This window comes from Thalassolituus sp. ST750PaO-4, assembly GCF_020320405.1.
Taxonomy (GTDB): domain Bacteria; phylum Pseudomonadota; class Gammaproteobacteria; order Pseudomonadales; family Oceanobacteraceae; genus Venatoribacter; species Venatoribacter alkanivorans.
This window is the reverse complement of record NZ_JABVCB010000013.1, coordinates 515,602-538,189: the sequence shown is the minus strand read 5'-3', so window position 1 is coordinate 538,189 and position 22,588 is coordinate 515,602. Positions and strand designations below refer to the sequence as shown.

23 protein-coding genes and 1 riboswitch are annotated in these 22,588 nt (G+C 53.6%); of the genes, 14 read left to right on the top strand and 9 right to left on the bottom strand.

Features of this window, described 5'->3' with window-relative positions; all coding sequences use genetic code 11:
- Nucleotides 1-154 precede the first annotated feature (154 nt).
- Genes HUF18_RS17895 through cbiB form a run of 3 tightly spaced genes read right to left on the bottom strand, consistent with a single transcriptional unit; the run spans nucleotide 155 to nucleotide 3,214 of the window.
- Nucleotides 155-1,105 carry a cobalamin-binding protein gene (locus tag HUF18_RS17895; RefSeq protein WP_225693218.1) on the bottom strand — a complete coding sequence of 317 codons (951 nt, stop codon included), beginning with the start codon at nucleotides 1,103-1,105 and terminating at the stop codon, nucleotides 155-157.
- Nucleotides 1,102-2,151 (bottom strand): aminotransferase class I/II-fold pyridoxal phosphate-dependent enzyme, encoded by a 1,050-nt coding sequence (locus tag HUF18_RS17890; RefSeq protein WP_225693217.1) that lies wholly within the window; start codon nucleotides 2,149-2,151, stop codon nucleotides 1,102-1,104. The genes HUF18_RS17895 and HUF18_RS17890 overlap by 4 nt, the downstream gene beginning before the upstream one ends.
- 1 nt (nucleotide 2,152) lies before the next feature.
- Complete coding sequence (cbiB, locus tag HUF18_RS17885; RefSeq protein ID WP_225693216.1) at nucleotides 2,153-3,214, bottom strand: adenosylcobinamide-phosphate synthase CbiB; 1,062 nt, start codon at nucleotides 3,212-3,214, stop codon at nucleotides 2,153-2,155.
- A 9-nt stretch (nucleotides 3,215-3,223) separates the two neighbouring features.
- On the opposite strand from cbiB, the gene HUF18_RS17880 reads away from it, so the two are divergent.
- From HUF18_RS17880 to HUF18_RS17870, 3 genes are all read left to right on the top strand, one after another.
- Nucleotides 3,224-4,729: a cobyric acid synthase gene (locus HUF18_RS17880; protein ID WP_225693215.1), complete on the top strand. Its 1,506-nt coding sequence runs from the start codon at nucleotides 3,224-3,226 to the stop codon at nucleotides 4,727-4,729.
- Between the two features lie 195 nt (nucleotides 4,730-4,924).
- Entirely contained in the window at nucleotides 4,925-5,239 is a 315-nt protein-coding gene (locus HUF18_RS17875; RefSeq protein WP_225693214.1) for a globin, read from the top strand.
- A gap of 197 nt (nucleotides 5,240-5,436) precedes the next feature.
- On the top strand, nucleotides 5,437-6,069 hold the full coding sequence (locus tag HUF18_RS17870; RefSeq protein WP_225693213.1) for a LysE family translocator: 633 nt from the start codon (nucleotides 5,437-5,439) through the stop codon (nucleotides 6,067-6,069).
- Between the two features lie 51 nt (nucleotides 6,070-6,120).
- On the opposite strand, the gene cobS is transcribed toward HUF18_RS17870, so the two are convergent.
- From cobS to cobU, 4 genes are read right to left on the bottom strand one after another with little or no spacing between them, the layout of a single operon-like run.
- Nucleotides 6,121-6,906: an adenosylcobinamide-GDP ribazoletransferase gene (gene cobS / locus HUF18_RS17865; protein WP_225693212.1), complete on the bottom strand. Its 786-nt coding sequence runs from the start codon at nucleotides 6,904-6,906 to the stop codon at nucleotides 6,121-6,123.
- A complete protein-coding gene (locus tag HUF18_RS17860) occupies nucleotides 6,903-7,547 on the bottom strand; it encodes a histidine phosphatase family protein (protein ID WP_225693211.1) in 645 nt (214 codons plus the stop codon). Before HUF18_RS17860 ends, cobS begins: the two co-directional genes overlap by 4 nt.
- A 16-nt stretch (nucleotides 7,548-7,563) precedes the next feature.
- The gene (cobT, locus tag HUF18_RS17855) at nucleotides 7,564-8,619 is read right to left on the bottom strand and encodes a nicotinate-nucleotide--dimethylbenzimidazole phosphoribosyltransferase (RefSeq protein WP_225693210.1); all 1,056 of its coding nucleotides are present in this window, start codon (nucleotides 8,617-8,619) and stop codon (nucleotides 7,564-7,566) included.
- 44 nt (nucleotides 8,620-8,663) lie between these two features.
- Complete coding sequence (gene cobU / locus HUF18_RS17850) at nucleotides 8,664-9,200, bottom strand: bifunctional adenosylcobinamide kinase/adenosylcobinamide-phosphate guanylyltransferase (RefSeq protein WP_225693208.1); 537 nt, start codon at nucleotides 9,198-9,200, stop codon at nucleotides 8,664-8,666.
- A 58-nt stretch (nucleotides 9,201-9,258) separates the two neighbouring features.
- On the opposite strand from cobU, the gene HUF18_RS17845 reads away from it, so the two are divergent.
- The 5 genes from HUF18_RS17845 to HUF18_RS17825 all read left to right on the top strand — a co-directional run bounded on the left by HUF18_RS17845 (nucleotide 9,259) and on the right by HUF18_RS17825 (nucleotide 12,191).
- Nucleotides 9,259-9,609 carry a PilZ domain-containing protein gene (locus HUF18_RS17845; RefSeq protein ID WP_186435744.1) on the top strand — a complete coding sequence of 117 codons (351 nt, stop codon included), beginning with the start codon at nucleotides 9,259-9,261 and terminating at the stop codon, nucleotides 9,607-9,609.
- Between the two features lie 91 nt (nucleotides 9,610-9,700).
- Entirely contained in the window at nucleotides 9,701-10,618 is a 918-nt protein-coding gene (locus HUF18_RS17840) for an ROK family protein (protein ID WP_225693206.1), read from the top strand.
- Complete coding sequence (locus HUF18_RS17835) at nucleotides 10,612-10,974, top strand: MerR family transcriptional regulator (RefSeq protein ID WP_225693204.1); 363 nt, start codon at nucleotides 10,612-10,614, stop codon at nucleotides 10,972-10,974. Before HUF18_RS17840 ends, HUF18_RS17835 begins: the two co-directional genes overlap by 7 nt.
- A 93-nt stretch (nucleotides 10,975-11,067) precedes the next feature.
- Nucleotides 11,068-11,679, top strand: a complete 612-nt coding sequence (locus HUF18_RS17830) for an NAD(P)H-dependent oxidoreductase (RefSeq protein WP_225693203.1) — start codon at nucleotides 11,068-11,070, stop codon at nucleotides 11,677-11,679.
- Nucleotides 11,680-11,744: 65 nt separating this feature from the next.
- A complete protein-coding gene (locus tag HUF18_RS17825; protein ID WP_225693202.1) occupies nucleotides 11,745-12,191 on the top strand; it encodes a GFA family protein in 447 nt (148 codons plus the stop codon).
- 20 nt (nucleotides 12,192-12,211) lie between these two features.
- On the opposite strand, the gene HUF18_RS17820 is transcribed toward HUF18_RS17825, so the two are convergent.
- Entirely contained in the window at nucleotides 12,212-13,615 is a 1,404-nt protein-coding gene (locus HUF18_RS17820; protein ID WP_225693201.1) for an AmpG family muropeptide MFS transporter, read from the bottom strand.
- Nucleotides 13,615-14,100 (bottom strand): YajQ family cyclic di-GMP-binding protein, encoded by a 486-nt coding sequence (locus tag HUF18_RS17815; protein WP_225693200.1) that lies wholly within the window; start codon nucleotides 14,098-14,100, stop codon nucleotides 13,615-13,617. The genes HUF18_RS17820 and HUF18_RS17815 overlap by 1 nt, the downstream gene beginning before the upstream one ends.
- A gap of 214 nt (nucleotides 14,101-14,314) precedes the next feature.
- Between HUF18_RS17815 and HUF18_RS17810 the strand changes: the two genes are divergently transcribed.
- The 6 genes from HUF18_RS17810 to HUF18_RS17785 all read left to right on the top strand — a co-directional run bounded on the left by HUF18_RS17810 (nucleotide 14,315) and on the right by HUF18_RS17785 (nucleotide 22,568).
- Nucleotides 14,315-15,424, top strand: coding sequence for a hypothetical protein (locus HUF18_RS17810; protein ID WP_225693199.1), 1,110 nt, complete (start codon nucleotides 14,315-14,317; stop codon nucleotides 15,422-15,424).
- A 56-nt stretch (nucleotides 15,425-15,480) separates the two neighbouring features.
- Nucleotides 15,481-16,410, top strand: coding sequence for a ketopantoate reductase family protein (locus HUF18_RS17805; RefSeq protein WP_225693198.1), 930 nt, complete (start codon nucleotides 15,481-15,483; stop codon nucleotides 16,408-16,410).
- A 44-nt stretch (nucleotides 16,411-16,454) separates the two neighbouring features.
- The gene (locus tag HUF18_RS17800) at nucleotides 16,455-18,395 is read left to right on the top strand and encodes a two-component system sensor histidine kinase NtrB (RefSeq protein ID WP_225693196.1); all 1,941 of its coding nucleotides are present in this window, start codon (nucleotides 16,455-16,457) and stop codon (nucleotides 18,393-18,395) included.
- A gap of 113 nt (nucleotides 18,396-18,508) precedes the next feature.
- Nucleotides 18,509-18,728: riboswitch (cobalamin riboswitch) on the top strand.
- A 100-nt stretch (nucleotides 18,729-18,828) separates the two neighbouring features.
- Nucleotides 18,829-20,793: a TonB-dependent receptor plug domain-containing protein gene (locus HUF18_RS17795; protein ID WP_225693194.1), complete on the top strand. Its 1,965-nt coding sequence runs from the start codon at nucleotides 18,829-18,831 to the stop codon at nucleotides 20,791-20,793.
- Between the two features lie 12 nt (nucleotides 20,794-20,805).
- Nucleotides 20,806-21,987, top strand: a complete 1,182-nt coding sequence (locus HUF18_RS17790) for a hypothetical protein (RefSeq protein WP_225693192.1) — start codon at nucleotides 20,806-20,808, stop codon at nucleotides 21,985-21,987.
- An 11-nt stretch (nucleotides 21,988-21,998) separates the two neighbouring features.
- Nucleotides 21,999-22,568: a cob(I)yrinic acid a,c-diamide adenosyltransferase gene (locus HUF18_RS17785; protein WP_145466222.1), complete on the top strand. Its 570-nt coding sequence runs from the start codon at nucleotides 21,999-22,001 to the stop codon at nucleotides 22,566-22,568.
- The last annotated feature ends 20 nt before the right edge of the window (nucleotides 22,569-22,588 follow it).

The window sequence follows — 22,588 nt, the reverse complement described above, 5'->3', positions numbered from 1 at the left end:
TCAGTTTCCGCTTATCGTCAGCTAAGCTGTGCCCGACAGAGCACCACACCAGTAACGTTAAACGCAGTGTAGCGGAAAAGTGCTGCCGGCCTCTTGATCTGCGGCATCAGGATCAGACAGCAACGCGAAACAGACTGACAATGCAGACCCGGTCTTAATCAGCCATGGCCTGCTGCTTTTTCCGCGTTTGCTCCATGGCCTCGCACAACTGGCGGGTACCCAGTAAAAAACGCGGCGTCGGCCGGTGCAATAAGTCCGGATGAATATGATAAAGACTTCTGGTTTTAACCGCCGTCAGATTCTGGTACTGCCCCCAGGCATCTAACCAGTCGGGGCGGCTTTCGCCCATGCCACTGGCCACAATCACATCCGGGTTCATTTCCAGCACCGACTCGATACTGACTTGCGGCGCTTTAATATCCAGATCGGCGTACACGTTACGGCCACCGCAGAGTTCAATGGCACGGGAAATAAAGGTATCGCCATTCTGGGTTAATAATGGCTGATGCCAGACCTGATAAAAAACCGTTAATGGTTTTTTATCAGAATATTCCGCCCGTAACTGCGCCACCTGACGGCGGAAATCGGCCGCTACCTTTTCGCCTTCTGCTTTATGGCCAGACGCCGTGGCAAAGTTTTCCAGATTACGGGCAATGGTTTCGTAGGTATTCGGATCGCTGACAAAAATTTCATAACCCAGTTGTTTCAGGCGCGACAAATCACGGGTCGGGTTACCTTCCGGCCAGGCGATAATCAGATCAGGTTCAAGAGCCACAATGGCTTCGATATTCAGGGCCGAATAACCGCCAACCCGGGGAATATTTTTTGCGGCTTCCGGGTAATCGGAATACTGCACGGCACCAACAATGGCATCGCCGCCGCCCACCGCAAACAACAGCTCGGTGCTGTGCGGAATCAGGCTGACAATACGCTGTGCCGGTTGTGAAAAATGATGCACCGTACCGGCATCGTCGGTCAGACTGAATCCCTTGCTGTCTGTATCGGACTGGCTTTCCGGATTTTTTTCTGCCGCAGCAAACAGCACAGAGCTGCAGAAAGACAGCACGATCAATGCAGCTGGTATCCGTAATGCATTCAATATCATAAAAGGAATTCTCTCAGTTCATTCAGCGCTTGCTGTAGCTGTTGTTGTTTACAGGCATCGTCGCCCACCAATCCCAGACGGATTAACTGCTGCTGTTTAAAGCAGCGGCTCCATATACAGCGTTCGGCTAAAAAAGTCTGAACCCGTTCGGCTTCGGAAAATTTCAGGGTAAAAAATAAATCACTTTCCCCTGCCAGAAAAAAACCGTTCAGCCACTGCGCCATTAATTCATGATTTTTTTTCAGACGCACACGCTGCCGGGCAATCCACTGATGATCACTCAGCGCCTGCTGTGCCAGCCACAGACTGTGCCCGGCCACCGGCCAGGGGCCGAGTCTGTTGGCCAGATTCTGCAGCACATCGGCCGCGGCAAACACCACACCAATACGCAGCCCCGCCAGACCAAAAAATTTCCCCAGCGAGCGTAATACCAGCATATTATCCGCCAGCATCCGGGTTAACAGGCTGTCGTCTGGCGTACAATCCATAAAGGCTTCGTCACACAATAACCACCCCTGGCGTTGCTCTAACCGTTCAGCCCAGCCGTGTAATTCAGCAGTACTGAAGCGTTCACCACCGGGGTTTCCCGGATTAACCAGCACCAGCATATCGGGTAATTCGTGGTCGTTATCGGTAGCCGCATTAAATGCCTGACGAATATCGTCTGCGGTTTTTTCATACACAGAATGCCTGGCTTTTTTCCAGCACAATGCATGTTCGCCATAGGTACCGGCCAGAATCCACACATTGCCACGACTGAAACAGCCGGGTAATTCCGCAATGGCGCGCTGGCTGCCGGGAACCAGCAAACCGTCATGACCATAATAGGCGCGGACTGCACGGTTTAAGTCAGGCTGAATGCCGGGTAAATCGTGAATAAACTGCGCCGGGCAGGATAACCCCTGCCCGCGTTCAGACCACCAACAGTAAGGGCTGACCGCACTGGATAAATCCAACCACTGCTGTGGTTCACCGCCAAATTGTTTGATTGCGCGCTGCAGATCGGCACCGTGAACAACGGTTTCGACTACGTTAATTAATTGCATATCAGCCCCCGAAAACCATCTGAATAATGGCGTTCAGCAGCAGAGTGACAAACAGCCAGAACAGGAAAAACAGAGACAGACTGCGCTTAACCAGTTTCACCGCCGGTACGATATGCTGTGGCTTCGCGGCGATACCGCAACCCATCGGCGGCTTATTCTTCCACTCGCCGTGATAACAGGCTCGCTCACTTAAGCGGATATTTAATGCACCGGCTCCGGCGGTCATTACCGCACCGCCATTCGGGCTGGCACAGTGTTTTGCCTGTGTACGCCAGCAGCGCCAGGCATCTTTTCTGTTCGGCCCGGCGAGAATAAAACACAAGGCGGTAATACGCGCTGGCCAGTAAGCCAGTACATCATCCAACCGTGCGGCCGCACGGCCAAAATAATTAAAGCGCGGATTACGGTAGCCCCACATCGCATCCAGCGTATTCACCCAACGATGCAGCAGAACCGGTAATGCACCACCCAGCGCAAACCAGAATAATGAGGCGAATAAGGCATCGGATGAATTTTCCAGCAGGCTTTCAATATCGGCCTGAGCAATTTCATCGGCCGATAACTGCGCGGTATCACGGCTGACAATCCAGCCGAGTTTTTCCCGGGCAGAGGCAATATTGTTCTGTTCCAGTGCACTGGCTACGGCCAGTACATGCTGTTGCAGACTTTGCCAGCCAATACAGCTGTACAACACCAGCACCTGTACGATTACCCACAGCAGCAGGGATTGCTGCGCCAGCCAGATAAACAATAAGGCCAGTGGCAGCAGAGGCAACAAAACAATAATGAGTGCCAGCAGCCCGCGTACAGCAGTGGCAGGCTCAGTTACTTTTTCAGGACGATTAAAACGCGACTCCAGCCAGGCCGCCCAGCGACCGAAGGCGACCAGCGGATGAAAACGCGACGGTTCGCCAAAAAGACGATCACACGCCAATGCCAGCAGCATAAGCCCGCCCATAAAGAACAACAGCAGCAACGGGGGAAGATGGCTAACGCCGGCGGGAAAAAATCCACTGAACAGGGGAATCATGTCATACAATGGCCGGTAAATTTCAGACGCCAAGTGTACCAGATGTCCGACTTCTCCGCTGTTATGCCAACGCTTCCCTCACACCAGACCCTGATGGTACAGGGCACCACATCCGATGCCGGCAAGAGCACACTGGTCTGCGCACTGGGGCGTATTCTGGCTGACGCACATATCCACACCGCGCCTTTTAAACCGCAGAACATGGCACTCAACAGCGCAGTAACGGCCGATGGCGGAGAGATTGGCCGTGCACAGGCATTACAGGCACAGGCCTGTCGTCTGGCCCCCACCACTGATATGAATCCGGTATTGCTTAAGCCCAACAGCGATACCGGTGCTCAGGTGATTATTCAGGGCAAAGCGGTCGGTAATCTGCCGGCGCAGGATTATCACGCCTATAAAAAAACCGCCATGAATGCGGTACTGGATTCGTACCAGCGTCTGCAGCAACACTATTCATGGGTGCTGGTCGAAGGTGCTGGCAGCCCCGCGGAAATTAATCTGCGCACCAATGATATTGCCAATATGGGTTTTGCCGAAGCCGTCGATTGTCCGGTGATTCTGATTGCCGATATTGATCGCGGCGGTGTTTTTGCTCACCTGCTGGGCACACTGGCCTGCCTAAGTGACAGCGAACGCGCGCGCGTGGTTGGCTTTGTGATTAACCGTTTCCGCGGTGATATTGCCCTGCTGCAGGATGGCCTCGACTGGCTGGAAGAAAAAACCGGTAAACCGGTATTAGGGGTTCTGCCTTACCTGCACGGTTTATACCTGGATGCCGAAGATGCCGTCAGCCAGCAACAGGTAGAACAGGATAAAAATAAAGTTATCAACATAGTAGTGCCGATCTACCCGCGCACCAGCAACCACACTGACTTCGACGCACTGCGCGTACATCCACAGGTAAATTTAATACTGGTCGGCCCGGAACAAACACCACCGCCGGCGGATTTTGTTATTTTACCCGGCTCCAAAAATACCCGCGCCGATCTTAACTGGCTGAAAACCCAGCCCGGTAACTGGCCACAGTATCTGCAGCGTCACCTGCGTTATGGCGGCAAACTGCTGGGAATCTGCGGTGGCTTACAGATGCTGGGAGAAAGCATCAGCGATCCGCATGGCATTGAAGGAACAGCCGGCATCAGCGAGGGTCTGGGGTATCTGCCATTAATCAGCGAATTAAAAGCCGATAAAACCCTGCGTCTTGTCAGCGGCGAATTGCGCTTGCCGGATCAGCCGGTTGTTGCGGCTCAGGGTTATGAAATTCATGCAGGAATTTCACTCAGCAACGACGATATTCAGGATATCGGCTGCGGCTGGCTAAGTAACGATGGTCAGGTAATGGCAACTTACTGGCACGGTATTTTTGATACGCCGGAAGCCCTGCAGCAAATTTTGCACTGGGCCGGATTGTCCGATGGTCAGACCATTGATTTCAATGCTATCCGCGAACAACAAATCGATCGTCTGGCTCTCAGCGTAAAACAGAATATCGACTGGCAAAAATTTAATGCAGCTCTGCAGGCATTTAACCCGTCAGGGGCGTAACACAATGTCACAGCATTAAGACTAAAGCGCCTTTGCAATTTGCGCCAAAAATCCGTACCCTGCGCCGCTTTTTCACACTCCATAATAGCGCTATCAACAAGGTACAGAATCATGGGCGATGCCGATAAGGTTTTTCAAAGCTATGGGCGCAGCTGTAATAACCCTGTTTTTTATGAGGATTTTTACAACGCATTTATGAATAAGTCCGCCGATATCCGGGCCATGTTCATTAACACCAACATGGAATCTCAGCGTGGCTTATTACGTGGCGGTATTATGTGGCTGGTGATGCACGCGCGCGGTATGTCTGACAGCAAAATCCGCGCGCTGGGAGAAAGCCACAGCCGCAAAAATATGAATATTAATCCGGCACATTACAGCCTGTGGATGGATGCCCTGATGGAAACGCTGAGCAAACACGATCCGCTGTTTGATGCCGAGCTGGAACGTATCTGGCGTGCCACACTGCGTCCGGCGATTGAAATGATTCAGAGCATGTACGACCAGTAAAAGCTGCGATCCGACAAAAAAGACCGGAACCGCAGCGCAGTTAACTGGTGTTTTAATCGACAGCCCGGCATCTGCCAGCCCCATAAACCCTGGCGCTGACAGACAGCGGGCCCGTTCTGGCCTGCCGGGCCCATGTTTACTTTTCAATATCCGAGTCCCTGCTGATCACCAGGCAAAACGTTTCTCATTGAGGAATTATGGATTTATTACAGGGCTTATTGCTGATTACTTCCATCCATCTGCTCGCGGCCGCCTCTCCCGGCCCTGACTTTGTTTTGGTCAGCCAGCAGACTCTGCGCCACGGACGTAAAACCGGGCTGCTTTGCAGTCTGGGTATTTCACTGGGATTATCTGTCCATATCCTGTATTCGGCCGTTGGCCTGGCGGCACTGATTGCCAACTCGGTATTCGCACTGTTGATACTGAAAATTGTCGGTGGCTGTTATCTGGTATATCTGGGGATTCAGGGACTGAAAAGTAAAGCCAGCAGCATGGACAATGCTCCCGCAGAAGCAATACCGGCAAAACCAAAAACGGCCGCGCGCAGTATTGGCAGCGGTTTTTTATGCAATGCGCTGAATCCTAAAGCACCGGTGTATTTTGTTTCATTATTTACGCTGGTTTTATCGGCCGATATGCCGCTGTATCAGTTAGCGATTTACGGCGTGTGGATCATGCTGATTCAGATGGCATGGTTTTCTGCGGTAGTGATGATGCTGTCCCGCCCGGCGGTATCAGCGCGTTTTAAACGCTTCGGTCATTGGATTGACCGTATTTTAGGTGGAGCCATGATTGCACTGGGTATTAAGTTACTGGCCAGCCGCCAGTAATTTTTTATTACAAATAAAATCTACCGAAAAAATATACGATCAATAACCCTGTTAAAGCGCAATAGCCGCCAGCAGCAGTGCTTCCTGAATTTCAATGGTGGCGCCCAAAGTATCGCCGGTACAACCACCCAGACGTTTTATCATAGCCGCACGCGCCATCATCAGAATGGTCAGCCACAGGGCGAGAATAAACAGCGCCTGGGTCTGTAAAAACACACCGGCCAGCAACGCCAGCAGCGTTCCGGTAATACCCACCACTAACGGCGTTGCCCCCGCCACCAGTGCACTGGCTAAGCCCTTTTTACGCACATAAGGTGTGGTTGCCAGCAACCCAGGAACCGCGCCACGGGCCAGCATTGGCACCAGCATAAAACCGGCGATTAACAGCCAGATATTCCAGCTGCCACTGCCGCTCTGGGCTTTATCCAGCAGCGCATAAATGGCAGCAAATTTAACCAGCAGGATAACAGCAATAACGGTCACGCCCATCGGCCCGCTTTGCGGATCTTTCATAATCGCCAGCGTGCGTTCTTTATTACCCAGCCCACCCACCCAGGCGTCGGCGCTGTCGGCCAGACCATCCAGATGCAGAGCACCGCTGAATACGACCCAGATAAATAACAACAACGCCGCCAGCAACAGCAGCGAAACCTGCGGATTATAAAAAACGCAGGCGGCGGTAAAGGCCAGCAGACACAGTCCAAGCAGGGCCCCGACCAATGGATAAAACACCAGAGAACGGGCCGCTACGGCCTCATCCACACGTTTTAAATACGGGGTCGGCAGGCGGGTTAAAAACGCCATGGCATACCAGAATGCCCACCAGTGCAGATTCACACAGCCTCCTGATCGTCCGGACGTAAGACCGAGCCGTCCATACCTTCGAGACTCACCCAGACCTGTTCTTTACCCTGATATTCGCTGTGATCAATTTTAAAACGCAGCAAGCCGGCGTAAGGAATGGCCAGCCGGTTCATGGCTTCCGGCGCCAGACTCAGCAGCTGCTGCGCCAGCACCCGCATCACACCACCGTGGCTGACCAGCAGCAGATGTTCACCACGGTGATCCTGCAGCAGCTCCTGCCAGGCTGCGCCGACCCGCTGCTGCAACTGTGGTACCGGCTCGCCATTGGGGGCGCAGAAATTCAGCGGATCAGCCCACAGGCGGCGCGAATCATCGGCATATTCAGCCATCACTTCGCTGACATCGCGGTTTTCCCAGTCGCCGTAATCAATCTCCGCCCAGCGCTCATCACACAGCAGCGGCAGATTACGGGCGCTGGCCAGTTGTTCTGCCGCACTATGGCAGCGGTTTAGCGGCGAGCTGATAATCCGTGTCCAGCGGCTGTCAAAGCGGCGCACCCGTTCGGCAAACTGCCAGCGGCCAAGCTCTGTCAGGGCATGGTCGGTACGACCACGGAAGACGTTGCCGCCTTCCGGTTCGCCATGGCGGATAAGATCGATACGGGTGGTGCTCATCAGCGACTCCCTTATGTCAGTTACCGGACTGTACCGCGGCTTCAGCAAAGGTCGCCATCTGGTTATGCAGCGCCAGCGCCTGTTGCACCAGACCCACCGCCACCGCCGCACCGGAACCTTCGCCCAGACGCAGACCCAGCTGTACCAGCGGCTTGCCATCCAGCGCAGTCAGTAAGGCGCGATGACCCGGTTCGGCTGAACTGTGACCAAACAGCATCCAGTCACGGGCGCCGGCATTCAGCTGCACCGCCAGCAAGGCTGCAGAGCTGGCAATAAACCCGTCCACCAGCACCGGTATACCGAGCTGCGCAGCACGCAGATAAGCACCGGCCATGGCGGCAATTTCCAGTCCGCCCACCTGCTCCAGTGCGGCCAGTGGCGAATCCGCCAGCGCACGGGCACGCTCACAGCTTTGCGCCAGAATCTGCTGTTTATGGCTGAGGGCTTCGCCCTGAACACCGGTGCCCGGGCCAACCAGTGCATTCACATCCTGTTTGAGTAACAGCGCACTCAGGCAGCTGGCTGCGGAGGTGTTACCAATGCCCATTTCACCGGCAATAAACAGGTCACAGCCTTCGCCATGCAGACGGTCGATCTGCTCGGCGCCAATCTGCAGAGCCTGCAGCGCCTGAACGTTGTTCATCGCGGCCTGCTGTGAAAAATCGTTGGTGCCCGGCATCACCGCGCGCTGAATCACGCCGCTGAGCTGATCGGCCGGGAACGCCGTGCCACAGTTCACCACTGACAGTCCCATCTCATGGAAACGCGCCAGTACCGAAATCGCCGCGCCGCCGGCAACAAAGTTTTTCAGCATCTCAACCGTAACCGCCTGCGGAAACGCCGATACACCCTGCGCGACCACACCGTGATCACCGGCAAACACCACGCAATGCGGGTTATTAATCTGCGGTTTAACCTGCCCCTGCCAGGCGGCAAAAGCCACGGCAACGTCTTCCAGCTGGCCCAGAGAACCCGGTGGTTTGGTTAATTGTGACTGACGCTCCAGCGCCTGTTGTTGGGTTTCAGCAGAAAGAGGAGCGGTGGCCTGTTGCCACCAGAATTCAACGGTCATAACACCTGTCTTATTGATTACATTATGAAAAAAAGCGGGGTACCTTAACTGCGCTTAACCGCCATGGGAATACCCGCAACAACCAGCGTTACATCATGCGCCAGCCGGGCAATGTCCTGATGCAGCCGCCCGGCTTCATCAACAAAGCGCCGGCTCAGCTCGCCCATCGGCACAATGCCATAGCCCACTTCGTTGGACACCAGCAGCAGCGGCTGCTGTAGCTGTTGCAGCTCATCCATTAACGCTGCTTTCTGCCGTTCCCAGTAATCGTTCTGATCACTGAGCAGGCAGTTGGTCAGCCACAGGGTCAGGCAGTCGACCAGTATCACCGCCGCCGGATGCTCTTTACGCACACGCTGCAGCGCGGCGGCCAGCTGCAAAGGCTCTTCCAGCGTCAGCCAGTGCGCCGGGCGCTGCTCACGATGATGGATAATGCGTTGCTGCATTTCGCCGTCCAGCGCCTGTGCGGTGGCAATATACACCACTTCTGCGGCCTCACCGGCCAGCTGCTCTGCCTGAGCCTCGCCGTAACGGCTTTTGCCCGAACGTGCGCCGCCCAGAATCAGTTCAAGCCTGTTCATGTTGTTTACGAACCTTGGGTCTACACTAAAAAAATGGAAACTTACCAGAGAAAGATCAATGAGTACGAACTCTGACCACGAACAACGTATGCATCCACGCTGGATTCTGAAAAGCAACGTCAGTGTATTCGAACGGCAAAGTAAGGAATACCTCGGCCTGCTGGTCGACTGTTCAGAACAGGGGGTGATGATTTCAACTTATGAACAACTGCAGCCCGGCACTCAGCTGCAGCTCGATCTGGTGGATATCGCCCCCAATGTGAATGCCCGCCGTACCGGACAGTGCAGTGCAGAGGTTGTCTGGTGCGATAAAATAACCCCCAGCCTGTATGGCAGCGGTTGCCGCATCAGCCAGCAGGACGACATTCTCGGTGTGATGCTGAAAAGCTACAGTCACGCGCACGATTAATTCTTCTCTTAATTCTTCCTCCTGACAGTCTGTTGGCCTGCGCCTGCAGACTGTTACACTGCCGCCAGTTTCTTTCTGATGAGCCTTCACCATGCTGCAATTCGGCATCGACCTGGGTGGCACCAAAACCGAAATCATTGTTCTCGATCCGCAGGGTAACAGCCTGCTGCGTGAGCGCAGTGCTACTCCGGCACAAAGTTATGACGCCATAGTCGCCAATATCGCGGCCATGGTGGAAAGTGCGGCCGGTCGTCTCGGCTGCAATGACTTTTCCCTGGGTATCGGTATTCCCGGAGCGGTCAGCCCCACCAGCGGACTGATCAAGAACGCCAACACCACCTGCCTGATCGGCCGCGATTTACAGGGTGATCTGCAAAAGCGACTGCACCCTCTGCTGCAACGCCCACTGGTACTGGCCAACGACGCCGACTGTTTTGCCCTGTCCGAAGCCAGCGATGGCAGCGGCGCCGGTTTTGCCTCGGTGTTTGCGGTGATTATCGGCACCGGTTGTGGCGGCGGCTGGGTGATCAACGGCCGCCTGCTCAGCGGTCCCAATGCCATCGCTGGCGAATGGGGGCACAACCCGCTGCTGTGGCGTGAAGCCTCTGACAGTGAAATTGACTGTTACTGCGGCCAGAAAGGTTGCCTGGAAACTCTGTTATCCGGCCCCGGACTGCGCCAGCAGGCCGCACAGGAAACCGGCCTCAGCCTCAGCGCGCAGGAGTGGAACACGCTGGCTGAACAACAGGACCCGCAGGCGCAGGCGGTGCTTGCACGCTACTACCGCCGTCTGGCCAAAGCCCTTGCCGGTGTCATCAACCTGATCGACCCGCACGTGATTGTACTGGGCGGTGGTGTCTCCAACCTGCCCGGCATTTATCAGGAAGTGCCTGCGCTCTGGGCCGACTATGTATTCTCCGATACCGTCAGCACGCCGCTGAAACAGGCGCTGCACGGTGATTCCAGCGGTGTACGCGGGGCCGCCTGGCTGGGAGCGGCGGCATGCTGATCGGCGCGGTATCAAAACAGACCGGGCTGAGCCAGAAAGCCATCCGCCTGTACGAACAGCAGGGACTGATCCGGCCGCAGCGGATCGGCCGTTACCGCCACTTTTCGGCTGCCGATATCGATCTGTTGCTGCTGATCCGCGAAGCCCGCGCTCTGGGGATTCCGCTGCAACGGCTGAAAGCCGCCATCCGTTATCAGGATCAACAGCCTGACTGGACCACACTGCGCACGTTTTTGCTGCAGTTCCGTGGCGAAGTCGAAGCCGAAGTAGTGCGGCAGCAACAACGCCTGCAGCAGCTCGACCATTGTTTGCACAGCATCAGCGATTGTCCGCTGGTACCAGCAGAAAAAATATGACTTTGCTGCTTAATCCGGCCCACTCTTGACTCTGCCCTTAGGGGCAGACCCGATACTTGAAAACCCAACCATACCTACCGGAGTTTTCTGTTTATGCCTAAACACATTCTAATCCTGAACGGCCACCCGGATCGTAACCGCCTGTGCGGGGCGCTGGCTGACGCTTATCAGAACGCGGCGGCTGAGAGGGCTGAGATTCAGCGCTTTGATCTGGCCGACATGCAGTTTAATGCCAACCTCAGCCAGGGTTATGCTGAAGAAGCTCCGCTGGAGCCCGATCTGCTCAGCTTTCAGCAGGCATTGCGTGATTGCGATCATCTGCTGCTGGTCGCCCCCGTCTGGTGGGGCAGTGTTCCGGCCCGCCTGAAAGGCCTGTTTGACCGCACCTTACTGCCCGGTTTTGCCTTCCGCTATGAAGCCGGACAAACCCTGCAGGAAAAGCTGCTGCGCGGCAAAAGCGCCGAAGTCTTTCTGACGCTGGATACCCCGCCCTGGTATTTCCGCTGGTTTCAGAAAGCTCCGGCGGTGTATCAGCTGAACCATGCCACCCTGGGATTCTGTGGTTTCAAACCGGTCACCACCACGCTGTTCGGGCCGGTGATCAAATCCAGCGCGAAACAACGCGAACAGTGGCTGCAACAGGCTGCCAGCAAAGGCCGGAAAATCGCATCTGAAAGCAAGCGGACAGCAGCTCACTCTATGTAGACCTTGTCGCGGCAGCGCCGGGCTGATAGAACTGAGGCATACACCCGTTTCAGGAGGAAGCCATCATGACCAGCCCGGATACCATTCAAAGCAATACCCACCACGGCCATTGCCTGTGCAAGGCCGTGACCTTCAGCGCCAGAAATCCCAGTGAACATATCGGCGCCTGCCATTGCGCTACCTGCCGGCGCTGGGGCGGCGGCCCGTTTATGTCGGTCGACTGCGGTCAGGATATTGAATTTCAGGGGCAGGAACATATTGGCGTGTACCAGTCATCCGACTGGGCTGAGCGCGGTTTCTGCAAAGAATGCGGCAGCCATCTGTTTTATCGACTGAAGCACAATCAGCAATATATTGTGCCGGCGGGTTTATTCGACAGCGGCCCGGAAGCGACCTTCGACCATCAGGTGTTTATTGACGAAAAACCGCACTATTACTCCTTCGCCAACGACACCAAAAACATGACCGCAGCTGAGATGTACGCGCTGTTTAACAGCAACTCAGAGAGCTGAAATGAAGAGAGCCGGAAGCGTCAGGGCGCTTCCGGTATTGAGTCAGGATTCTGCTGCTCGCGCTTATGATGACGCATCAGCACCAGTACCAGCACAATCGCCGGCAGGCCCAGCGCCGCCGCCAGCACGAAAAACTCGGCGTAACCTGCCACATCCACCACCCAGCCGGAAAAGCCGGAGATAAATTTACCCGGCAAGGTCATCAGTGAACTGAATAACGCATATTGCGTAGCGGTGTAGTTTTTATTGGCCAGGCTCGACAGATACGCAATAAAGGCCGTGCTGGCAATACCACCACTGAGGTTGTCAGCACTGATTACCAGCGCCAGAGCAGGCAGTGGCGGCGTTCCCAGATCACCGACCATGGCCAGCGTGGCAAACAGCAGATTGGTAACCGCCACCATCACCGCGCCCAGCAGCAAAGGCCGGAAAATACCGTACTTCACCACCAGCACACCGCACAACACCGAACCGAAAATCGTCAGAAAGAAGCCGAACACCTTGGCCACACTGGCGATCTCGGGCTTGCTGTAACCCAGATCCAGATAAAAGGGGTTGGCCATAATGCCCATGGTGATATCACTGAGACGGTACAGCGCAATAAAGCCCAGAATCAGCAGCGCAAAACGGCCGTTACGCTGGAAGAACTCCAGCACCGGGCAGATCACCGCACTCAGCAACCAGCGCTGCCAGCGCGGCCGCTGCTGCAGATGCATCGGCCGGCCCATGATGTCATCGACCAACAGAAGTTCGTTACGCATCCGCTCGGCATCACTCTGATGCGGCGGTTCATCGGCCCAGAGAATGGCCAGCATGCCGACCACCATCAGCAACGCCATCACCAGATAGGTGATATGCCAGTTGGTAAATTCGGCGATATACAAAGCTCCGGCGCCGGTAACCAGTAAGGCCAGACGATAGCCAAAGACATAGGCAGCCGACATCGCACCCTGTTGTTCATCGGCGGCGGATTCGATGCGCAGTGCATCCAGTGCCACGTCTTGCGTGGCTGCCGAAAACGCCACCAGCAAGGCAGCCAGGGCAATCAGTAATAAGGAATTCTGCGGATGGGCGATGCTCATCAGCATCAGGCCGGCGGCGATGCCGCACTGGCCGAGTAAAATCCAGCTGCGGCGCTGCCCCAGCCGCTGCAGCACTGGCAGACGCAGGCGGTCGACCACCGGCGCCCAGAACACTTTGACCGAGTAGGTAATACCGACCCAGGCAAAAAAACCAATAGTCGTACGTTCTATTCCTTCATCCCGCAGCCAGGCCGTCAGCGTGGTAAACACCAGCAAATAAGGCAATCCGGCACTGAAGCCCAGCAAGGCGATGACCAGAACCGGCTTTTGCCGGTAAATGTCCCAGGCCTCTATCAGCCAGCGCTTTACCTCCGGCGGGATGCGGAAATAAGGGATGATCATCAGTCTTTAAAGTTCTTGAACGCCAGCGGCATATCAATGCTTTCGTCGCTGCGGAACATGGCCATCACGGCCTGCAGATCGTCGCGGGCTTTCCCCTGTACGCGCACGGTTTCACCCTGCACAGAAGCCTGCACTTTGATTTTGCTGTCTTTAACCATCTTCACCATTTTACGCGCCAGATCGCTGTCGATGCCCTGACGCATGGTGGCTTTTACTTTAACCTGCTTGCCTGCACCTTCGAGCTTACCGAACTCCAGACAGGTGACTTTAATGCCGCGCTTGGTCATGGCGCCGGTCAGCATGGATTTCATCTGATCAATCTGAAACTCATGATCAGCGGTCATGGTGACCACCAGTTCTTTCAGCTCGAAACTGGCGCTTACGCCACGGAAATCGAAACGGGTGCTCAGCTCACGGTTGGCCTGATCGACCGCGTTCTGGGCTTCGTGTTTATCGACTTCAGATACGACGTCAAATGAAGGCATAAAAAATTCTCCTGCTTATGGCCTGACAGCGGCCGCTAATAAATCTGTGTCGGTATGCCTGCCGGCGCAACAACACAACCGGAACAGCACTGCCGAAATAATGAAAGTGCCGCATTGTATACCGTCCGCCGCCGATAAAGCCAAAGTCTCGGAGAGCAGTGCTGGCGGTATGTCCTCACTGGCGACTATACAAAAGTCAGCTAAAATTTTTGCTATGCAAACCAAAATGACCCTGCACGGCGCCGGAGTGTATTACTTCGCAGTGACCGGAGCGAAAGACCAGCCCATCTTCAACTCGGTATTCGAGTACGAATATGGCCTCAGAATTCTGTCCAGAGTGACCGGAACCCGCCTGCTTGCCTACGTGCTGGACGAGCGTCAGATGCAGTTTGTGCTGCGCTGCCAGCGCGACTGGACCGAGGTGATGGACGATATCCAGGCCGCCTTCGACAGCATGCACGAACGCTGCTGGCACAAGCGCCGTCAGGTGTTATCCGATCAGGGCGTAGTATTGCTGGTCGATGAACGTGTCGCACTGACCGAACTGATACTGCAGTTGCATCACTCTCCGGTGCACAAGGGTAAAGTGGCCGATGCCAGCCTCTGGCCCTGGAGCAGTGACCGCTACTATCGCGAACCGACTCCGCCGGCCTGGCTGGATACCGAATCCATGCTCAATCTGCTGGTAAATGGCCGCCGTAACCGCGCCCAGCATTATATTGACGTAATGAAGGCACCGTTCAGCCCTAAGCTCGATCTGAGCCACGGCAGCCACCCGCTGTACCAGGCGCTGGCCCGCGATCAGTGGGTGGATCAGCACCTGAAAAGAGAAGCTTTAACTCAATCTGCCTACTCACGCAGTGATGTGCAGCGCCTGTTCGACGATGCCTGCCAGCTGGTTGCCCGGCAATTTAATCTGACCACCGCCGAGCTTTGTGACAAACATAACCGTCGCCGTTTTCATCACCTGATGCCTTTGGTTATCTGGCTGCTGCGTGAACGCGGTGTGCATCTGGATGCCATGACCAAACTGGTCGACGAAGACGAAGTGCGGCTGCAGCTCTGGTTACGCAACCTGCCCGCCGACCATACCCGCAATATCCGTGACAAACTGGCCCGCCAGTGGTCACCATCGGCGCCGGGACTGACGGCCATGGCGGCAGCCGGCACGGTAGCTGAAGAACCTGAAGCTGAGCCAGAATCAGGATCAGAATTCGAAAGCGCCGATAACTCAGCTGCTGAACCTGCGGCAGCGGACAACAGCGCCGGGCCTGATAACCTGAACGCCGTCGAAACCGAAGCCGCCAGCGTCACGCCGCAGTAATCTCCAACCTGCAGGCTGAGGCTGCTTTCCGCGCCCGGCCTGCCTATAATCGCGCGATGACGATTTCATCCCCTTCTGCTCAGAACATATCCCGGCAATCCCCGCTCAGCATTGGTCTGCTGGGCACAGGGGCGGTTGGCACACTGATGGCCAGCCACTGGCGTCAGCACAGGGTATTTGCCCTGCCGCGCGATAAGGCGTCTGCAGTAACCCTCAACCTTTATCTCCCCAACAACGAAGCGGGAGAACAACAGCTGCAATGGGCGCTGCCGTGCTGGCAGGGAGAGGCCCTCGACTGGCTGGTAGTCACCACCAAAGCCGCCGATACCCTGAGCGCTCTGCAACCCTGGCTTGGCCGTCTGCCGCAGGTGAAAAACCTGCTGTTACTGCAGAACGGAATGGGGCAGCAGCAGCAATGCGCCGACTGGCTGGCACGGCAGCAGCTGCCGGTCAGACTTTGGGCCGGCATCTCCACCGCCGGAGGCTACCGGCGCACAGCCAATAATGCTCAGGGCAGCGAAGTGGTCTATGCCGGAGCCGGACAAACCATTGCCGGACGCTGGTGCGGAAATGATAGCGAAGACACACAACTACCGCCGGACATCGAAGCCGTCAGCGATATCCACAACAGAATGCGCGAAAAGCTTGCCATCAACGCCGTGATCAATCCGCTGACGGCCATCCTGCGTTGCCATAACGGCGAGCTGGTCAGCAACCCGCTTTATCTGCCACAGTTACAGGCACTGGCAGCAGAAGTGGATAACCTGTATCAGCAGCTGCACTGGCCGTTGTCACAGGATCTGACCGGCCGGGTAGAACAGGTTGCCCTGGCGACCGCCGCTAACCGCTCCTCGACCCTGCAGGATATTCTGGCCGGCAGAACAACCGAGCTGCCCTATATTTGTGGCTACCTGCAGCAACAGGCGCACAATCTCGGCCTGTCTTTACCGCTGACCGACCGGCTGATGCAACAGCTGCAGGTCTGAAACAGGAGTAATAGGATGTATCCGCACAGGAGGTTGCAGTCACTATGTTATTAGCACGGCAAAAAACCATGCTCGCCACTGTGACAGTCTGTGCGCTGATTATTATCCTCACCACACTGGCCTACATTGCCGCCGCTGACCGTGTAGGACGTGAACAACTGGCTCCCGAAATCAGCGATGCCTTTGCCGATATCCTGCAGATTCAGCTGACCCATAACATCACTGACCTGCCGACCCTGCAGTCGATGCTGGAGCGTTTTACCCGCCACTTTCAGATCCGTGAAGCCGCTTTATACAACAACCACGGAGAACGCCTGAGCCACAGTTATCGCAATTCGCCACTCTTGTCGGCACGTCTCGAAGACAGCCTGCTGATCGACAAACTGCACCAGTACCGGCTCAGCAGTCCGCGCGGGGAACTGCAATTATTAGTGATCAGCGACCGTTCCCTGCCCGGCTTTTTTATCCTCGATACATTAACCACCACGCTGTTTGTGGTCAGTATTTCTGCCCTGCTGATTTTTGCACTCTATGCCCTGACCCGGCGCTGGCAGAAACGCCCTTACCTGCAACTGTTAAGCAGCGTGCGCCGTGCCACCCGCGATGGCGAAAAAGAAGAAGCCATTACCATCCGCAGCGATGACCCCGATGTACAGCCGCTGACCAATGCCCTGAATGATCTGCTCTGGCAGTATGATCAACGCACCCTGAATTTACGTAATGCTCATCAGCAAGCCGAAAGTGCCCGTCTGCGTGCGACACGTCTGTCGACTGAAACCCGTCAGATTAACGAAAACCTGGCGCAGGAGATTTCGGTCCGCCGCGGTATCGAAACCCAGCTTAAAAATACCCAGACCCTGCTCGACGGTATTATTAATGCCATGCCGTCAGCCCTGTTCACTCTGGATGCTCAGCTGCGCATCGTGCAGTGCAACCAGCAAGCCGGAGACTGGCTGGGTAAGCAACGCCAGCAATTAACCGGCCGCCATCTGTTGCAACTGATTCCGGAGCTTGCTCCCCATGCCGATCTGCTGAACGCCGCCGAACAGAACAGTGCCGTCCATAAACTGGAAAGACTGGCGATCAGCAGTTTTATTCAGCCACTGATGACCGACACCATGATCTATCCTCTGCCGGAACAACAGCAGGCCAAACTGGTGCTGCGTATTGATGACGTATCACAGCGTCTGCAGCTGGAAGAAATCATGGTACACAGCGAAAAGATGATGACGGTTGCCGGACTGGCGACCGGCATCGCTCATGAAATTAATAATCCTCTGGGAGCCATTCTGCAGAACCTGCAGAATATCCGCCGTCGCCTGCAGCCAGGCCTGAGTGCCAATGAACGTGTAGCAGCAGAAACCGGCCTGCCACTGGACAATCTTGAGCTCTATCTGCAGCAACGCGATATTCTGCAATTTATGGATAATATCCAGCAGGCCGGCGAACGTGCCGCCAATATTATTGCCAATATGCTGCAGTTCTCGCGCAGTGATAAGCAGCAGAAACAGCGTACCGACCTTAATGCACTGATCAACAACACCCTGAGCATTGCCCGGGGTGATTTCGGTTTGCGCCATATTCAGCTGCGGTTCTCCTCAACAGAAACACCGGCCTGGGTCGAATGTCTGCCCGGTGAAATAGAACAGGTTCTGCTGAATTTACTGAAAAACTCGGTCCAGGCGCTGAGCGAGTACCAGCCTGACGATTCTCAGTGGCAGCCCAATATTCACCTCAGCATCGAACAGCGCGACCAACAGCAGGTAATTGTGCTGGAAGACAATGGACCGGGCATCCCCTCAACCATTGCTGCGCATATTTTCGAACCTTTTTACACCACTAAAGACGTCGGTGAAGGCACCGGTCTGGGCTTATTTGTTTCCTATTTTATTATCACCAGTCATCACCATGGTCAGCTGCGTTACCGGCCTGGCAGACAACATGGTGGCGCCTGCTTTGAGATTGCCCTGCCTGCCGGCGATTGAATCCGCTATGCACCCCCTCTTACCCCAAAACCTAAGTGAATTATTTTCAAACCAACCATGTGGATAATTCACTGCCTTTTGTGCCAACGCTATTGACCCATCGCACAGGGCTCTATACCCTTCGCGCTTTCAGGTGCCCTCAGCCTTTTTACTGACGAGGGTTAAACGGGAAGTCTGGTGTCGTGTGTTCTTACCACCAATCCAGCGCTGCCCCCGCAACGGTGATCGACCATACTGATAACAAATGCCACTGTGCTCTGCATGGGAAGGTGTTGTCAGCGAGCTAATGCTCAGGTCGTAAGCCCGGATACCGGCCTGAATAACGATACTGACGTTGCGGTGGGCGACGGAGGGTGATCGCAAACCGTTGCTTTACTGCAGCGCACTTTGCTTTTTGCACCTCCGCCACTGCAACCCTGTTTTGGGTTTGCGGGTGAGCACTCTGAATACTGCTTTATTACAACGCTGTGGTTTTTATTCTCTCGTCACACTGGCTTGTTTAGCCAGTGGAGCACCATTACATGCTGAAGAAGCTCAGCTGAGCACAGTAGAGACACGCGCGTCTTCGCTGCAGACGTTAAATCGACCCGGATATCAGTTTTTTTCGCGGACAGATCTTGAGCGTCGCTTTGCCAATCTAAGTGAATTCCTCAGTCAAATAAATGGGATACAGGTACAGCAGTTAAGTGGACTGGGTAATCCGGCACTTATCTCAATCCGTGGTGCAACAGCACAGCAAACAAAAGTGTTAATTAATGGCATCGAGAATGCTGATGCACAAAATGGTGGCTATGATCTAAACCAGTTACCAATCAGCCAGATTGATAGCATTGAAATTTCTCAGGATGGTAGCAGTAATGGCTACGCTGATCGTGCTATCGGCGGCACTATCAATATTATTACCCGTAAGACAAAAAGTAATTCTCAGTTCGGCATTCAGGCAGGTTCTTATGGAACCTACCGGGCATCGTTAAGCCAACAAACGGCCAGAAATATCAATATTCAACTGGAACACGAACAGAGTGACAACAACTATCTGTATCCGGTCGCAAGCCCAGCCTTCGATAGTCAAAACCGCAATAATAAAGAAGCACTGAATAATGCCGGTTTTTCGCGTCAATCAGTACAGGTTAATAGTGGATCTGAGGAGTTAACGGCACGTCTGCGTTTATCTCAACAAAAAAAGAACATCCCTGATTATTACCGTAATCATCCTGACAATAGTGCATATTTGAGTGAACGTAATGCTGTTCTGGAATTAAATGGTGAACAGAGCCTTTCCAGCATGCAACAACAATGGCGGATAGGACACTCTCAACGTTTTGAAAATTTTCGAAATACACTGGGTCTGATAGGACTGAGCCAAAACGATAACCGCTATCGATATGAAAAAAATTATCTGTCCGCCTCCAATAAAAAGACCTGGACACAATGGCAACACCGCATTGACCTGAAATTCAGCGAAGAAACCTATCGCAGTGACTACCGTTTGGATAACGACAGTAAGCGCTGTCTAACGCCTCAAGGCAATTGTGATGCTTTTTCATTTCAGCGAAGTACAAGTATCGGATCGCAATTTAACTGGAATAGCAAGAGCCAGCAACAACAGGCATATATCGATATATACAGACAGAATACCAGCGATATCAGTCGTCAGCGTTATGCTATCGCAGATGAACGCACTCAGAGTAATGCGTTTATCGGTGCTGCTATCGGCTATCTCTGGTATTCAGATCGCAGCGACTGGAGTTTAACCTGGAAGCGTGCTGCACGAACTCCAACCTTGTATGAACGCTATGGCAATCATGGACTTTTTTTAAGCAACCCTGACCTGCAACAGGAAATAAGCAATACGCTCACGCTGAATAGTTTATGGCACATTACTGAAAAAATGCAGATATCCGGTTCTGCCTTTTATCGCGACCTTGATAATGCCATTGTACCTGTCTATGACGCACGCGGTATTGGCCGCTACGAAAACACCAGTCAGGCAATCCTGACCGGAATTGAATGGAATGCAGCCTATTGTGCCGATTATTGGTTCGGCACATTATCAGGAAGTCATTATGACAGCCTGACAACCAGTGAGATAAGATCGTTTGATGAGAAGAAATTGCCTGGCACTTACCACACCAGCCTGAAAGCCAGTACTGGATTCAACATTTCAAAACATCACATCGAATCCAGCGTTGAATACAGTGACGATTTATACATAGACAGGAGCAATCTGATCGAGGGCGAAGCGCGCGCGCTGATCAATCTATCATACCGCTACCAGGCAACAGATCACGAAGCAGGTCTTCGTATAATCAATATCAGCAATAACCGTTTTCTTGATTTTACCAATCGCCCGACGACTGGTAGGGAATGGTTGATCTTTCTTAACACCCGTTTTTAAAAAGGAAAAGAGATGAAAAAGTACTCATTCATGCTTCTGGCCAGCGCATTATTAGCAGGATGCTTTGGTGAAGATGATAAAAAATCAACTCCACTGACTGAAGGCTCCTATGCCGTACAAACCGTAGCAGCTGATTACACAAGTAGCTCCGTCGTTACCGGAAATATTCTGGGTGATCGATCTGTTTCACAAACCATTCTGGTAAAAGACAAGTCGGATTTCACCGTTAATACATACGGAAAATACCTCTACCATATCGGTCGGTACAACACAGACAGTATCGCTCGCTATGATTCTACCAATAGCCTGAACGTAGCCCAATGGGAGTACAGTACTAATGATAATGGTGCGGAGAAATCTAACCCATATAAAATCGTTCATGTCTCCGATGATAAGGCTTACGTAATCCGTTACGGCGCCAAGACGGTATGGCAAATTAATCCTCAAGCAGAAAATGCCGACCAATTGGTTGTCGACACCATTGATCTTTCAGCCTACAACTATCCTGATTCAGACTTTCCCCGTATGAGTGAAGCCGCACTCTATAACGACAAACTGTTTGTAGTTATGCAACGTCTTGATGCTGCCTATAATCCACAAACAGCTTATGTTGCCGTGATAGATACTGCTGATAACACAGAAATTGATACCGATCCAAGCACGAGCGGATTAAAAGGTATTCCACTATCTGTCACCAACCCGATTTCAGCAGAAGCTGACAATGGCTATCTCTACATCGCAGGTCGCGGCAACTACGGTTCTGACACTGGTGGTCTGGAAAAAATTGATATGACAACATTTGTTTCCAGTAATATTATTAACAACACTACGTTTACATCTCTGAATAATACTGAAACTAACACTTACTTCCATATCACTGATGTTGCACTGGCCAGCGATCAACACGGTTATGTCACGGTAAATATTGAAAAACACTACGATACACTATCGTCAAAAGTGTATGAATTTAATCCAACTAGTAAGACAATAGGTCAGCCGCTCAATATAACTTCATTGAATGAAGTCATTATTTCAGATATTGCAATCGATACTAACCAACGCCTTTGGGTAGGAGTTTCCAATGAAACAAACCCTGGTATCGTCGTGATAGACACCGACACCAACACTCAAAGCGGTAATCGTATTGAGCTGCAAATGCCACCTAAATCTATTAGTTTCCTGAGTATCGACTGAACGGAGATCATATGGGCAACCGTTTATCCAAAATCGTAACCAAAACCGGCGACGGTGGTGAAACCGGTCTGGGCGACGGTTCCCGTGTCAGTAAAAGCAGCGAACGTATCCATGCCATCGGCGATGTGGACGAGCTGAATTCCTGGATGGGATTACTGCGCGCCGAACTGAGTGCTGATGACGACCTGCAGCCATTGCTGCATCAGATTCAGCATGATCTGTTCGACCTTGGCGGTGAACTTTCAGTACCGGGATTTTATGCCCTCAGTGAAGAGTTACTGCAGGATATTGAAGATAATCTCGAAGCGCTGAACGATTCTCTGCCAGCGCTGAAAGATTTTATTCTTCCCGGAGGCAATCGTTGTGCCGCCTGTGCGCACATGGCACGTACCGTTTGTCGCCGTGCTGAGCGTTCTCTGGTAGAAATGGCCCGTACTGAAACAGTCAGCTCGCTGGCACTGCGTTATCTCAACCGTTTATCAGATCTGCTGTTTATTCTCGCCCGGGTTCTCGCCCGGCGTGATAATGGTCAGGAGGTTATCTGGCAAAGCCGGCATAAGCGCAACGACGATAATTCCTGATACCGTAGTCTGACGCACCA

What these genes read in the sequence shown, in the direction of transcription:
- HUF18_RS17895 (WP_225693218.1), bottom strand. Translation starts at nt 1,105, where the DNA reads ATGATATTGAATGCATTACGGATACCAGCTGCATTGATCGTGCTGTCT.
- HUF18_RS17890 (WP_225693217.1), bottom strand. Translation starts at nt 2,151, where the DNA reads ATGCAATTAATTAACGTAGTCGAAACCGTTGTTCACGGTGCCGATCTG.
- HUF18_RS17880 (WP_225693215.1), top strand. Translation starts at nt 3,224, where the DNA reads ATGTCCGACTTCTCCGCTGTTATGCCAACGCTTCCCTCACACCAGACC.
- HUF18_RS17875 (WP_225693214.1), top strand. Translation starts at nt 4,925, where the DNA reads ATGAATAAGTCCGCCGATATCCGGGCCATGTTCATTAACACCAACATG.
- HUF18_RS17870 (WP_225693213.1), top strand. Translation starts at nt 5,437, where the DNA reads ATGGATTTATTACAGGGCTTATTGCTGATTACTTCCATCCATCTGCTC.
- HUF18_RS17860 (WP_225693211.1), bottom strand. Translation starts at nt 7,547, where the DNA reads ATGAGCACCACCCGTATCGATCTTATCCGCCATGGCGAACCGGAAGGC.
- cobT (WP_225693210.1), bottom strand. Translation starts at nt 8,619, where the DNA reads ATGACCGTTGAATTCTGGTGGCAACAGGCCACCGCTCCTCTTTCTGCT.
- cobU (WP_225693208.1), bottom strand. Translation starts at nt 9,200, where the DNA reads ATGAACAGGCTTGAACTGATTCTGGGCGGCGCACGTTCGGGCAAAAGC.
- HUF18_RS17845 (WP_186435744.1), top strand. Translation starts at nt 9,259, where the DNA reads ATGAGTACGAACTCTGACCACGAACAACGTATGCATCCACGCTGGATT.
- HUF18_RS17840 (WP_225693206.1), top strand. Translation starts at nt 9,701, where the DNA reads ATGCTGCAATTCGGCATCGACCTGGGTGGCACCAAAACCGAAATCATT.
- HUF18_RS17835 (WP_225693204.1), top strand. Translation starts at nt 10,612, where the DNA reads ATGCTGATCGGCGCGGTATCAAAACAGACCGGGCTGAGCCAGAAAGCC.
- HUF18_RS17830 (WP_225693203.1), top strand. Translation starts at nt 11,068, where the DNA reads ATGCCTAAACACATTCTAATCCTGAACGGCCACCCGGATCGTAACCGC.
- HUF18_RS17825 (WP_225693202.1), top strand. Translation starts at nt 11,745, where the DNA reads ATGACCAGCCCGGATACCATTCAAAGCAATACCCACCACGGCCATTGC.
- HUF18_RS17820 (WP_225693201.1), bottom strand. Translation starts at nt 13,615, where the DNA reads ATGATCATCCCTTATTTCCGCATCCCGCCGGAGGTAAAGCGCTGGCTG.
- HUF18_RS17815 (WP_225693200.1), bottom strand. Translation starts at nt 14,100, where the DNA reads ATGCCTTCATTTGACGTCGTATCTGAAGTCGATAAACACGAAGCCCAG.
- HUF18_RS17810 (WP_225693199.1), top strand. Translation starts at nt 14,315, where the DNA reads ATGCAAACCAAAATGACCCTGCACGGCGCCGGAGTGTATTACTTCGCA.
- HUF18_RS17805 (WP_225693198.1), top strand. Translation starts at nt 15,481, where the DNA reads ATGACGATTTCATCCCCTTCTGCTCAGAACATATCCCGGCAATCCCCG.
- HUF18_RS17800 (WP_225693196.1), top strand. Translation starts at nt 16,455, where the DNA reads ATGTTATTAGCACGGCAAAAAACCATGCTCGCCACTGTGACAGTCTGT.
- HUF18_RS17790 (WP_225693192.1), top strand. Translation starts at nt 20,806, where the DNA reads ATGAAAAAGTACTCATTCATGCTTCTGGCCAGCGCATTATTAGCAGGA.
- HUF18_RS17785 (WP_145466222.1), top strand. Translation starts at nt 21,999, where the DNA reads ATGGGCAACCGTTTATCCAAAATCGTAACCAAAACCGGCGACGGTGGT.